Here is a 12,607-nt window from a genome sequence, read left to right as displayed (position 1 = left end):
GACACACAATTTGTGACCGCCTCAAATCCCTGTGGGAGCGGGCTTGCCCGCGATGGTGGCCTAACATTCACCGCGGCATCGAAACTCTGCACTACCGCTCAAACAACTCCATCTGCTCAAACCCACCCCGCAAATCCTCCAACCTTACCCCAATCCCCAACAACCGCACCGGCTTCCCACCGCGATTGAAGGCCTGGGTCAGCAACAGCTGATAACTCCCCAGATCCCGCCCTGCCCCGGCCTGCTCCAGCGTGGTCTGGGTGAAGTCATGGAATTTCACTTTGACGAACGGCTTGCCCGGCCGATAACTGCTGTCGATTCGCGCCATGCGTCCAGACAGGGTCTCCAGCAGCTCGGGCAATTTATCCAGGCAGCTCACCAGATCCGGCAGATCCACGTCGTAGGTGTTTTCCACACTGATCGACTGCCGCCGACTGTCGTTGTGCACCAGACGGTCGTCGATCCCACGGGCCAGGCTCCAGAGCCGTTCACCAAAGCTGCCGAATTCGCGCACCAGTGCCAACTTGTCCCATTCGCGCAAATGCGAGCAGTCAACGATACCGAGCCGGCCCAGCTTGTCGGCAGTCACCTTGCCCACCCCGTGCAGCTTGCTGACAGGTAAACCGCTGACAAAGTCCTCCACCTGATCCGGTGTAATGACAAACAAGCCGTTGGGTTTCTTCCAGTCACTGGCGATCTTGGCGAGAAACTTGTTCGGCGCCACGCCAGCCGAGACGGTGATGTGCAACTGATTGGACACCCGTCGCCGGATATCCTGGGCAATGCGGGTGGCGCTACCACCGAAATGCGCGCTGTCCGACACGTCGAGGTACGCCTCATCGAGGGAAAGCGGCTCGATCAAGTCGGTGTAATCGCGAAAGATCGTGTGAATTTCCTTAGACGCTTCTCTATAGGCGTCCATGCGCGGCTTGACGATGGTCAGGTCCGGGCACAGTTTCAAGGCATGCCCCGATGACATGGCCGAACGCACGCCATACGCCCGCGCTTCATAGTTGCAGGTGGCGATCACTCCCCGCCGATCTGCCGACCCACCCACCGCCAGAGGCTTACCGGCCAGGCGCGGGTCGTCACGCATTTCGATGGCGGCGTAGAAACAGTCACAATCGACGTGAATGATTTTTCGCTGGGTCATATAAAAGCGGTATTCATGGCGAAGAAATGGGGTCATGGCCTGCCGGACAGGCAGTATCTCACTGACACCTGTATATAGCACCAGTACTCCGAATGTTCTTTTTCATACGTAGGAAAAGTATCGGATGAATTTAATTTCTCAATCGAACAACACCGCCAAATAGAGCTGGAAGCCTTGCCACGCCTGCCTCACAGGCCTCCATACCCACCCTCATGGAGAGCTAAGCGATTGAACAGGAACAGGTTTTCTCAGAATTAGGGTTGACGCCCCCGCTATCCTCTGTAGAATACCGACACACAGACGCGGGATGGAGCAGTCTGGTAGCTCGTCGGGCTCATAACCCGAAGGTCGTCGGTTCAAATCCGGCTCCCGCAACCAAACATCAAGAAAGGCTACTCGAAAGAGTGGCCTTTTTTGTGCGCGCCCGTTTTGTACGAGTGCAGCGCTTACCCATTGGTAGCCCAGAAAAAAGAAAATCGTTCTGATTCCTGAACTTAGATCTCCGTGCCTTGCATTGCCATTCATTTGCACTTATTTGACCAGGTTCAGGATTAAAGGTTGACTCTCCGCCGTTCGCCTGTAGAGTGCCGACACACAGACGCGGGATGGAGCAGTCTGGTAGCTCGTCGGGCTCATAACCCGAAGGTCGTCGGTTCAAATCCGGCTCCCGCAACCAAACATCAAAAAAGGCTACTCGAAAGAGTGGCCTTTTTTGTGCACGCCTGTTTTGTACGAGTGCAGCGTTTACCCATCAGTAGCGCGGAAAGAGAAATCGTTCTGATTCCTGAACTTAGGTCTCCCCTGCCACGGCCTGCCATACACTTGCAGTTATTTGACGAGGTTCAGGATTAACGGTTGACACTCCGCCGTTCGCCTGTAGAATGCCGCCACACAGACGCGGGATGGAGCAGTCTGGTAGCTCGTCGGGCTCATAACCCGAAGGTCGTCGGTTCAAATCCGGCTCCCGCAACCAAACATCAAAAAAGGCTACTCGAAAGAGTGGCCTTTTTTGTGCCTGTTGAAAAAGTCCTTTCGCAACAATGAACTATCAGCGTGTTCCGTGCCGTCCAGCCTTCCGGCTCGCTGAGTTCAGACTATGCTCGATCACAGATAAAACCCTCTACAAATGATGACGCGCCGTCGCCGGGTCCCAGTGAGAGTCGGTATATTTGTAACTATTTTTTTCCAGAGGGATTGGTAACTTGACTGGATACCCCCATCCTGTCGCGCACAATCCAAGAGGTGATTGATGCGCACCAATTCGTCTGATCCACAAGACACCGTCACCGCCACACAACCGATCAAGGCCGAGCGTCTGCGCTTGCTGGACCTGGTCAGCAAATACCGCCAACCCCTGGGGCTGGCCGTCACGCTGCTGTTGTTCGCTGTCGCGCTGATTGCTTGTCGTCACCTGCTGAGCGAACTCGACCTATACGCGCTGCACGACTCGATTCTCGAAGTACCGCAACCGGACCTGCTCGGCGCACTGGCCGCGACCCTGGTCGGCTTTATTATTCTGCTGGGCTATGAATGGTCGGCCAGTCGGTATGCCGGCGTGACACTGGCGCCGCGCATCCTCGCCCTGGGCGGGTTCACCGCGTTCGCCATTGGTAATGCCATCGGCCTCTCGATGCTCTCGGGAGGCTCGGTTCGCTACCGTCTCTATGCACGACATGGCCTGGGGGCTTCGGAAGTCGCCCACATGACGCTCTTTGCCAGCCTCTCGCTCGGCTGTGCCCTGCCACCGCTCGCGGCCCTCGCCACACTCAGCAACCTGCCTGCCGCTTCCGTCGCCCTCGGTCTGTCCGAGACAGTGCTGGGTGCGGTCGCCGTCGCCGTACTGCTGCTTTTTACGGTGCTGGCGGTCGGCATCTACCGCCGTCGCCTGCCGGAACAGCCTTACCCGGATAATCTGCTGGTCAAGGTCGGTCGTCGCACCTTGCGTCTGCCAGGGCGCCGCCTGACTTTCCTGCAATTGGTCATCACCGCCCTGGACGTGGCCGCCGCCGCGACCGTGCTTTATCTGTTGCTGCCCGAAGCGCCGCCCTTTGGCGCATTCTTGCTGGTGTACCTGCTGGCCCTGGCTGCCGGAGTGCTCAGCCACGTGCCCGGCGGTGTCGGGGTGTTCGAGGCCATCCTTCTCGCCGCCTTCGCCGACAAGCTCGGTGCCGCGCCACTGGCTGCCGCGCTGCTGCTCTACCGCCTTATCTATGTGGTGCTACCGTTGCTGGTGGCCTGCTTGCTGCTGTTGATCAATGAAGGCCAACGCGTGTTTCAGACGCGCCAGACACTGCGCGCCGCGTCCGGTCTGGCCGCACCGATTCTGGCGGTGCTGGTGTTTCTATCCGGTGTGGTGCTGCTGTTCTCCGGCGTCACCCCGGAAATCGATACGCGCCTGGAGCACATCGGTTTTCTGATCCCGCATCGACTGGTCGACGCCTCGCACTTCGGCGCCAGCCTGGTCGGCGTACTTTGCCTGCTGCTGGCTCAAGGTCTGCGGCGGCGCCTGTCGGCCGCGTGGATGCTAACCACCATATTGTTGCTGGTGGGCGCCCTGCTCTCTTTGCTCAAAGGCTTCGACTGGGAAGAAGCCTGCCTGATGACCCTGACCGCGAGCCTGCTGGGGGTTTTCCGGCGTTCGTTCTATCGCCCCAGCCGCCTGACCGAACTGCCCTTTTCGCCGCTGTATCTCGTGTCCAGCCTGTGCGTCCTCGGCGCGTCGATCTGGCTGCTGCTGTTCGCCTATCAGGACGTTCCCTACAGCCATCAACTCTGGTGGCAGTTCACCCTCGACGCCGATGCCCCCCGTGGCTTGCGCTCGCTGCTCGGTGCCGCCGTCCTGTTGCTGGTGGTGTCCCTGACCTGGCTACTGCGCACCGCGCGCCCGGTGATCCATCTGCCCACGTCCGATGAGCTGGATCGCGCGACAAAGATCCTCATGGCTTCCGCCCAACCGGATGGCGGCCTGGCCCTGACCGGTGACAAGGCGCTGCTGTTTCACCCTGATGACGAGGCGTTCCTGATGTACGCCCGCCGTGGTCGCAGCCTGGTGGCCTTGTATGACCCGATCGGCCCGGCCCAGCAACGGGCCGAGATGATTTGGCAGTTCCGTGACCTGTGTGACCTTCACCACGCCCGCCCGGTGTTCTATCAGGTGCGCGCCGAGAACCTGCCGTACTACATGGACATTGGCCTGACAGCGATCAAGCTCGGCGAAGAAGCCCGGGTCGATCTGCAGCGCTTCGACCTCGAGGCCAAGGGCAAAGAGATGAAGGACCTGCGCTACACCTGGAACCGTGGCACCCGCGATGGCCTGTCGCTGGAGATCCATGAGCCGGGGCAAGCGCCGATGGATGAGCTCAAGGTGATCTCCGATGCCTGGCTGACCGGCAAGAACGTGCGCGAGAAAGGCTTCTCCCTCGGTCGTTTCAGCGATGACTACCTCAAGCATTTCCGCATCGCGGTGATCCGTTTCGAAGGCCGCCCGGTGGCGTTCGCCAACCTGCTCGAGACCTACGGCCATGACCTGGCCAGCCTCGATCTGATGCGCGCGCACCCGGAGGCCCCCAAGCTGACCATGGAGTTCATGATGGTCGGCCTGATCCAACATTATAAAAATCATGGATACGCGCGTTTCAGCCTGGGCATGGTGCCGCTGTCGGGGTTGCAACCCCGTCGCGGCGCACCGCTGACCCAGCGCCTGGGCTCGATGGTGTTCCGCCGTGGCGAGCAGCTCTACAACTTCCAGGGCTTGCGCCGCTTCAAAGACAAGTTCCAGCCTGACTGGGAACCCCGTTATATGGCCGTGCCCGCCGGACTCGATCCGCTGGTGGCCCTGGCCGACACTGCTGCCCTGATTGCGGGTGGCTTGACTGGATTGGTGAAACGCTGATGATTCAACGCTCCCTGCGGTACGTACTGGGCACACTGGTAGTGCTGGCCCTGATCCTCGGTGGCGGTTACTGGTACCTCAAACGTCCGGCACCAGAACCGACCCTCGAACAGCTGACACCCTCCGACGGTGCGGCGATGACTCGAGTGATCCCCGGCAACACACCACGCGCCCGGGTGCTGGTGGCGGTCAATGCAGAGCAAAAGCTCAGCGACAAACAACTGCTGACCCTCAGCCGCAGCGGCTCGGCGCAGATCGTCCAGGTGATCCTGCCCAAAGACTGCCTGCTGCAAAGTCGTGCCCTGCAATCAGGCCTCAGGGAGCTCAAGGGCCCGGCGACCCTGGTCAGCGGCATCGGCCCTGGCGCCGTGCTCGCCTGGCGCTGGTTGTCCGAACAGAAGGACGACAAGGCCCAGGCCGTTTCAGTGGACCTGGCCCTGGAAAAACCCGGCTGCACGCACCTGCTGCCAAAGAGCGCCTCTCACGGTCACTGGCTGGTGGCCTGGAACGACAACCCGGACGACACCAGCGCCGGCTTCGTGCGCGATCAACCGAACGCCGAAACCAGCATCAGCGACTACGACATCAACCTGCCGCAAGTGCTGAACAACGAACTGCGCAAGCGCCTGGTCGGTGGCGACAAAGCCGCTGGCGGCCTGCAGATCCCGGTGGTCGAAGTGCCGGCCGGCCAGGCCCGGGACACCGTCACCCTGTTCCTCTCCGGTGACGGCGGCTGGCGCGACCTGGACCGCGACGTGGCGGGCGAGATGGCCAAGATCGGCTACCCGGTGGTCGGCATCGATACCCTGCGCTACTACTGGCAGCACAAGAGCCCTGAGCAAAGTGCGCTGGACCTGGCCGAGCTGATGCAGCATTACCGGCAGAAATGGGGCACCAAGCGCTTCATCCTGACCGGTTACTCGTTCGGCGCCGACGTCCTGCCGGCGATCTACAACCGTCTGGAGCCCGCGGAGCAGCAACGGGTCGACGCCATCATCCTGCTGGCCTTCGCCCGCACCGGCAGTTTCGAAATCGAAGTCGAAGGCTGGCTCGGCAACGCCGGCAAGGAAGCCGCCACCGGCCCGGAAATGGCCAAGCTGCCGCCGGAAAAAGTGGTGTGCATCTATGGGGAAGAAGAAGTCGATGAGAGTGGCTGTACTGACAAGACGGCGGTGGGCGAAGCCATCAAACTGCCCGGTGGCCACCACTTCGACGAGAACTACCCGAAACTGGCCCAGCGGCTGGTGGATGTGATCGAGAAGCGTCAAGCCAAGGAGACGGCGGCTCAGGAGTGATCTGAGTCCCGCCATCAAAAAGCCCTTGCTACCTCACGGTAGCGGGGGCTTTTCATAAGTACGCCGTTTACCACGCACCGCAGCCCCCTGTGGGAGCGGCGGTGCGACGATTCGACTTGCCCGCGATGGCGGTGTGTCAGTCGGCAACTATGTTGGATGTGCCGGCCTCATCGCGGGCAAGCCCGCTCCCACAGGGATTCTCGTTGGATTGGGGTCAGGTGCTCGCCCACAAAAAAGCCCCCGCTGCCATCATGGCAACGGGGGCTTTTTGATGGGGTTACATCTCTACCTGAGTACCCAACTCAATCACCCGATTCAACGGCAGATTGAAGAACCGCAAATTACCGTTGGCATTCTGCAACATAAAGGCAAACAGCGCCTCGCGCCAGCGGGCCATGCCTTCGAGCTTGGAGGCGATGACCGTCTCGCGGCTGAGGAAGTAGGTGGTGCGCATCGGGCTGAAATCCAGGTCATCGAGATGGCACAGTTTCAGCGCCTGCGGCACGTCCGGCTCATCGATGAAGCCAAAGTGCAGGATCACCCGGAAGAACCCTTCGCCGTGGGACTCAACCTCGAAGCGCCGCGTTGGCGGCACTCGCGGGATGTCTTCGTAGACCACCGTCAGCAGCACCACTTGCTCGTGCAACACCTGGTTATGCAGCAGGTTGTGCAACAGCGCGTGGGGCACGGCATCCGGGCGTGCGGTGAGGAACACCGCGGTGCCCTGGACGCGATGCGGCGGTTGCACGCTGATGCTGCCAATGAAGATCGGCAGCGGCAATCCGCCCTCATCGATTCGGTCGACCAGCAGTTGCTTGCCGCGCTTCCAGGTGGTCATCAGCACGAACAGCACAATACCGGCGATCACCGGGAACGCCCCGCCCTGAACGATTTTCGGCACGTTGGCCGCGAAGTAAAGGCCGTCTACCACCAGAAAACCGAGCAACAGCGGAACCGCGAAGATCGGTGGCCATTTCCACAACAGCAATATCACCGCCGACACCAGAATGGTGGTCATCAGCATGGTCCCGGTCACGGCCACGCCGTAGGCCGAGGCCAGGGCACCGGAGGATTCGAAGCCCAACACCAGCAAAATCACGCCGACCATCAACGCCCAGTTCACCGCGCCGATGTAGATCTGGCCCTGTTCGGCACTGGAGGTGTGCTGGATGTGCATGCGTGGAATGTAACCAAGCTGGATGGCCTGACGAGTCAGGGAGAACGCACCGGAGATGACCGCCTGAGAAGCGATCACCGTGGCCAGGGTCGACAGCCCCACCAACGGAATCAGCGCCCAGCTCGGTGCCAGCAGGTAGAACGGGTTACGGGCCGCTTCCGGATCACCGAGTAGCAACGCACCCTGGCCGAAGTAGTTCAACACCAGCGCCGGCAGCACGAGGATGAACCACGCACGAGCAATCGGCTTGCGGCCGAAGTGGCCCATGTCGGCGTACAGCGCTTCGGCGCCGGTCAGTGCCAGCACCACCGCGCCGAGAATCGCCACGCCCATGCCCGGGTGCACGATGAAGAAGCGCACGCCCCACACCGGGTTCATCGCCCGCAACACTTCCGGATGTTGCAGGATGCCGTAGACACCCAGCGCCCCCAGCACGACAAACCAGGTGACCATGATCGGCCCGAACAGAATGCCGATCCGCGCGGTGCCGTGACGCTGAATCAGGAAGAGCGCCACCAGCACGATCAACGACAGCGGCACTACCCAATGGTCGATACCCTCGAACGCCAGTCCCAGCCCTTCAATGGCCGAGAGTACGGAAATCGCCGGCGTGATCATGCTGTCGCCGTAGAACAGCGCCGCACCGATCAGCCCGCACACCACCAGCAGGGTACGCAACCTGGCATGCCCTGCCGCCGCCCGCCGGGCCAGCGCGGTAAGGGCCATGATCCCGCCTTCGCCCTGGTTATCGGCGCGCAGGACAAACATCATGTACTTGATCGACACGACCCAGATCAGCGACCAGAAGATAAGCGCCAGAATCCCCAGCACCCCGTCATGATTGACGGGCACGCCATAGCCACCGGAAAACACTTCTTTGAGGGTGTACAGCGGGCTCGTGCCGATATCGCCATACACCACCCCGACCGCCGCGACCAGCATGCCGATCGGCTTGGCCGCCGAATGCTCGGAACCCGCCGCCTGACTACTTGCCTGACCCATCCACCACTCCTACACCCAGACCCGGACTTCTTTGAAAGAAACACTATGCTTTGCCGTGCAGCATGCGCTGTTTTACTTGTTGTTACAGACGTTTTATTGACTGTAGAAAATCGGTAAAGCCTAACGGCGCGAAGCATAGCGCAACACTCGTCGTATTTCCCCGCATAAAGCTGGTCAAGTGCCTCGCCCATCGCTAGAATTGCGCACTTTTTGATCAGAGGCTAAGGGTCCTGCCTCGCGAATCACTGCTGCTTTTTGACGGCGCCTGTTGTCGCCATGCTGCGTTGCCGCTTCTCGCCATAGCAAGCTATGACTCGGCGCGGCGCCTTGCCTGGCAACAACACGCACTCGTCAAAAAACAGCGTATTCACGAGGCAGGACGCCAAGCGCCCGTCTGTCGCCTTGCCGTCTTCGGCCGGAGGCGCTACCCCATACCGAGGTTAGACATGTCCACCACTCCTGCGCCGGCCAATCCAAAGGTTGGCTTCGTATCCCTGGGTTGCCCCAAAGCACTGGTCGACTCCGAGCGCATCCTTACCCAGCTGCGCATGGAAGGCTATGACGTCGTGTCCACCTATCAGGACGCCGATGTCGTGGTGGTCAACACCTGCGGCTTCATCGATTCGGCCAAGGCCGAGTCCCTGGAAGTGATCGGCGAAGCCATCAAGGAAAACGGCAAGGTCATCGTGACCGGCTGCATGGGCGTCGAAGAAGGCAACATTCGCAACGTGCATCCAAGCGTGCTGGCCGTGACCGGCCCGCAACAGTACGAGCAAGTGGTCAACGCCGTGCACGACGCCGTGCCGCCGCGCCAGGATCACAACCCGCTGATCGACCTGGTGCCGCCACAAGGGATCAAGCTGACCCCGCGCCACTACGCCTACCTGAAGATTTCCGAAGGCTGCAACCACAGCTGCAGCTTCTGCATCATCCCGTCGATGCGCGGCAAGCTGGTCAGCCGTCCGGTCGGTGACGTGCTCGACGAAGCCCAGCGCCTGGTCAAGGCCGGGGTCAAGGAGCTGTTGGTGATCTCCCAGGACACCAGCGCCTACGGCGTCGACGTGAAGTACCGCACCGGGTTCTGGAACGGCGCGCCGGTGAAAACCCGCATGACCGAACTCTGCGAAGCCTTGAGCACCCTGGGCGTCTGGGTGCGTCTGCACTACGTTTACCCGTACCCGCACGTCGACGAGCTGATCCCGCTGATGGCCGCCGGCAAGATCCTGCCGTACCTGGACATCCCGTTCCAGCACGCCAGCCCGAAAGTCCTGAAAGCCATGAAACGCCCGGCCTTCGAAGACAAGACCCTGGCCCGCATCAAGAACTGGCGCGAGATCTGCCCGGACCTGATCATCCGGTCGACCTTCATCGTCGGCTTTCCCGGCGAAACCGAAGAAGACTTCCAGTACCTGCTGAACTGGCTGACCGAAGCGCAGCTCGATCGCGTCGGCTGCTTCCAGTACTCGCCAGTCGAAGGCGCACCGGCCAACCTGCTGGACGCAGCCATCGTGCCGGACGACGTCAAGCAAGACCGCTGGGACCGCTTCATGGCGCATCAACAGGCCATCAGCTCGGCACGCCTGCAAATGCGCGTCGGCCGTGAAATCGAAGTGCTGGTCGATGAAGTCGACGAGCAAGGTGCGGTCGGTCGCTGCTTCTTCGATGCCCCGGAAATCGACGGTAACGTATTCATCGACAACGGCAGCAACCTGAAGCCGGGCGACAAGGTCTGGTGCAAAGTGACCGACGCCGACGAATATGATCTGTGGGCTGAACAGATCTAAACGCAAAAAATACGCAAAGCCCCGCTCTCTTGACGAGATGCGGGGCTTTTTTACGTCTATCGTTTTGTGGGAGAAAGGACTCGCACAATCAACAATAAAAGGGGCAGCCGGCCATGCGCCAACATTCGGTCATCCACACGCCGAAACAGAGCGACTACGAAGAACTCACCCAGCTGTGGGAGGCATCAGTGCGCGCCACCCATGACTTTCTGCCCGACAGCTACATCGAACTGCTGAAGAACCTGGTGCTGACCCGCTACCTGGATGCGGTCATGCTGATCTGCACCAAAGACTCGCGTCAGCGCATCACCGGGTTTGCCGGGGTCGCGGCGGGCAAGATCGAAATGCTCTTCATCGACCCGGCACACCGCGGCCAGGGGCTAGGCAAGCAGTTGTTGCGGTATACCCTGGAGCACCTGAATGCCAACGAACTGGATGTCAACGAACAGAACCCGCAAGCCCTGGGGTTCTATTTCAAGCAGGGGTTCGAGGTGATCGGCCGCTCCGAGGTCGATGGCATGGGCCAGCCCTATCCGCTGCTGCACATGCGCCTGCGCCAAACCCAGCAACGTTCACAGCACGGCTGACACAATGCGGAACAACACGCGCAATGGCTGACACAACACAAAACAACATGCGCAATGGCTGACACAACACAGAACCCTGTAGGAGCTGGCTTGTCGGATCGCCGCACCGCAGCGAAGAGGCCCGATTGATCGCCACAGAACTATCGGAGGGACGCTCGGGGGACATCCGCAGGCCTCTCGCAAGGCTCTCGGGCCCCTTCGCTGGCAAGCCAGCTCCTACACAAAAAGCTGTACGGCGTAAATGGAGCCGGGATTAACCGGCGCCCAGCAGGTACAATGCCCACCCCTTTTTTGTTACGGCCCTGTCATGACTGACCCGATTCGACTCTCCAAACGCCTCATCGAACTCGTCGGCTGTTCCCGTCGGGAGGCTGAGCTGTTCATCGAGGGCGGCTGGGTCACCGTGGACGGTGAAGTCATCGACGAGCCGCAGTTCAAGGTCGGCACCCAGAAAGTCGAGCTCGATCCAGAAGCGAAAGCCACTGCGCCCGAGCCGGTGACCATCCTGTTCAACGTTCCGGCGGGCATGGATGCGGACACGGCCATGGCGACCATCAGCGCCGAAACCCTGAGCGAAGAACACCGCTTCAGCAAACGTCCGCTCAAGGGTCACTTCCTGCGCCTGACCGCCAGCACCGACTTGCAGGCCAATGCCAGCGGTCTGCTGGTGTTCACCCAGGACTGGAAGATCCTGCGCAAGCTCACCGCCGACTCCGCCAAGATCGAGCAAGAGTATGTGGTCGAAGTCGAAGGTGACATGGTGGCTCACGGCCTCAACCGCCTGAACCACGGCCTGACTTACAAGGGCAAGGAACTGCCGCCGGTCAAGGCCAGCTGGCAGAACGAAAACCGCCTGCGTTTTGCGATGAAGAACCCACAACCGGGCGTGATCGCCCTGTTCTGCCAGGCCGTTGGCCTGAAGGTCGTTGCTATCCGCCGCATCCGCATTGGCGGCGTGTCCATCGGCAAAGTGCCGTTGGGGCAATGGCGCTACCTGTCCGGCAAAGAGAAGTTCTAAGACTTTTCACGCCGCCACACATTTCGGCGCCGCTGCTTATGCGGCGCCCACTGCTGAATATCAGGATTGCACACATGATTCATAACGACGTACTGCGCAGCGTGCGCTACATGCTCGACATCAGCGACAAGAAAGTCATCGAGATCATCAAGCTCGGCGGCATGGACGTGAGCCTCGAAGACCTGCTGACTTACCTCGACAAGAAAGAGGAAGACGAGGAAGGCTTCGTACGCTGCCCAGACGACGTCATGGCGCATTTCCTCGATGGCCTGGTGATCTTCAAGCGCGGCAAGGATGAAAGCCGTCCGCCGCAACCGATCGAAACGCCGGTGACCAACAACATCATCCTGAAGAAACTGCGGGTGGCCTTCGAACTGAAAGAAGACGACATGCACGCGATCCTCAAGGCCTCCGAATTCCCGGTGTCCAAGCCTGAGCTGAGCGCGCTGTTCCGCAAGTTCGGCCACACCAACTACCGTGCGTGCGGCGACCAGTTGCTGCGCAACTTCCTCAAGGGCCTGACCCTGCGCGTGCGCCCGCAATAAGCACCCGCCCGTTCTGTAGAAGACGGCTTGCCGGCGATGGCGATTTTCAAAGCGCCATCGCCAGTAAGCCGGCTCCTACAATGGCGGTCGCAGGTCCGGCTGTATGAATCCTCATTCCTCGCAAAAATAGTGGCTCCGCTTCTGGCGGCTGACG

At 60.6% G+C, this 12,607-nt stretch carries 8 protein-coding genes and 3 tRNA genes; 9 read left to right on the top strand and 2 right to left on the bottom strand.

Features of this window, described 5'->3' with window-relative positions; genetic code table 11:
* Positions 1 to 91: 91 nt before the first annotated feature.
* Positions 92 to 1,153, bottom strand: a complete 1,062-nt coding sequence (dinB, locus tag ACA067_RS05480) for a DNA polymerase IV (RefSeq protein WP_497462735.1) — start codon at positions 1,151 to 1,153, stop codon at positions 92 to 94.
* 301 nt (positions 1,154 to 1,454) lie between these two features.
* On the opposite strand from dinB, the gene ACA067_RS05475 reads away from it, so the two are divergent.
* The 5 genes from ACA067_RS05475 to ACA067_RS05455 all read left to right on the top strand — a co-directional run bounded on the left by ACA067_RS05475 (position 1,455) and on the right by ACA067_RS05455 (position 6,340).
* Positions 1,455 to 1,531, top strand: a tRNA-Met gene (locus ACA067_RS05475).
* A 221-nt stretch (positions 1,532 to 1,752) separates the two neighbouring features.
* Positions 1,753 to 1,829: transfer RNA gene (locus tag ACA067_RS05470), tRNA-Met, on the top strand.
* 220 nt (positions 1,830 to 2,049) lie between these two features.
* Positions 2,050 to 2,126: transfer RNA gene (locus ACA067_RS05465), tRNA-Met, on the top strand.
* 276 nt (positions 2,127 to 2,402) lie between these two features.
* On the top strand, positions 2,403 to 5,045 hold the full coding sequence (gene mprF, locus ACA067_RS05460; protein ID WP_497460908.1) for a bifunctional lysylphosphatidylglycerol flippase/synthetase MprF: 2,643 nt from the start codon (positions 2,403 to 2,405) through the stop codon (positions 5,043 to 5,045).
* A complete protein-coding gene (locus tag ACA067_RS05455) occupies positions 5,045 to 6,340 on the top strand; it encodes a virulence factor family protein (RefSeq protein ID WP_497460907.1) in 1,296 nt (431 codons plus the stop codon). Before mprF ends, ACA067_RS05455 begins: the two co-directional genes overlap by 1 nt.
* A 277-nt stretch (positions 6,341 to 6,617) precedes the next feature.
* Here ACA067_RS05455 and ACA067_RS05450 read toward each other — a convergent pair whose 3' ends face one another.
* Positions 6,618 to 8,519: a potassium transporter Kup gene (locus ACA067_RS05450; RefSeq protein ID WP_497460906.1), complete on the bottom strand. Its 1,902-nt coding sequence runs from the start codon at positions 8,517 to 8,519 to the stop codon at positions 6,618 to 6,620.
* Between the two features lie 446 nt (positions 8,520 to 8,965).
* Between ACA067_RS05450 and rimO the strand changes: the two genes are divergently transcribed.
* The 4 genes from rimO (at position 8,966) to ACA067_RS05430 (ending at position 12,453) form a co-directional block, all read left to right on the top strand.
* The gene (gene rimO, locus ACA067_RS05445; protein ID WP_048393845.1) at positions 8,966 to 10,303 is read left to right on the top strand and encodes a 30S ribosomal protein S12 methylthiotransferase RimO; all 1,338 of its coding nucleotides are present in this window, start codon (positions 8,966 to 8,968) and stop codon (positions 10,301 to 10,303) included.
* Positions 10,304 to 10,416: 113 nt separating this feature from the next.
* A complete protein-coding gene (locus tag ACA067_RS05440; RefSeq protein ID WP_497460905.1) occupies positions 10,417 to 10,890 on the top strand; it encodes a GNAT family N-acetyltransferase in 474 nt (157 codons plus the stop codon).
* Positions 10,891 to 11,197: 307 nt separating this feature from the next.
* On the top strand, positions 11,198 to 11,908 hold the full coding sequence (locus tag ACA067_RS05435) for an rRNA pseudouridine synthase (protein WP_497460904.1): 711 nt from the start codon (positions 11,198 to 11,200) through the stop codon (positions 11,906 to 11,908).
* 74 nt (positions 11,909 to 11,982) lie between these two features.
* On the top strand, positions 11,983 to 12,453 hold the full coding sequence (locus ACA067_RS05430) for a YehS family protein (protein ID WP_497460903.1): 471 nt from the start codon (positions 11,983 to 11,985) through the stop codon (positions 12,451 to 12,453).
* The last annotated feature ends 154 nt before the right edge of the window (positions 12,454 to 12,607 follow it).

The sequence above is a fragment of the Pseudomonas sp. LBUM1674 genome (assembly GCF_059695635.1).
Note: the sequence above shows the minus strand (reverse complement) of the source record. Positions and strands in the feature narration are given on the sequence as shown.

Bases quoted from the DNA above. Each gene is read 5' to 3' on its own strand.
- dinB (WP_497462735.1), bottom strand. From the start codon at position 1,153: ATGACCCAGCGAAAAATCATTCACGTCGATTGTGACTGTTTCTACGCC.
- mprF (WP_497460908.1), top strand. From the start codon at position 2,403: ATGCGCACCAATTCGTCTGATCCACAAGACACCGTCACCGCCACACAA.
- ACA067_RS05455 (WP_497460907.1), top strand. From the start codon at position 5,045: ATGATTCAACGCTCCCTGCGGTACGTACTGGGCACACTGGTAGTGCTG.
- ACA067_RS05450 (WP_497460906.1), bottom strand. From the start codon at position 8,519: ATGGGTCAGGCAAGTAGTCAGGCGGCGGGTTCCGAGCATTCGGCGGCC.
- rimO (WP_048393845.1), top strand. From the start codon at position 8,966: ATGTCCACCACTCCTGCGCCGGCCAATCCAAAGGTTGGCTTCGTATCC.
- ACA067_RS05440 (WP_497460905.1), top strand. From the start codon at position 10,417: ATGCGCCAACATTCGGTCATCCACACGCCGAAACAGAGCGACTACGAA.
- ACA067_RS05435 (WP_497460904.1), top strand. From the start codon at position 11,198: ATGACTGACCCGATTCGACTCTCCAAACGCCTCATCGAACTCGTCGGC.
- ACA067_RS05430 (WP_497460903.1), top strand. From the start codon at position 11,983: ATGATTCATAACGACGTACTGCGCAGCGTGCGCTACATGCTCGACATC.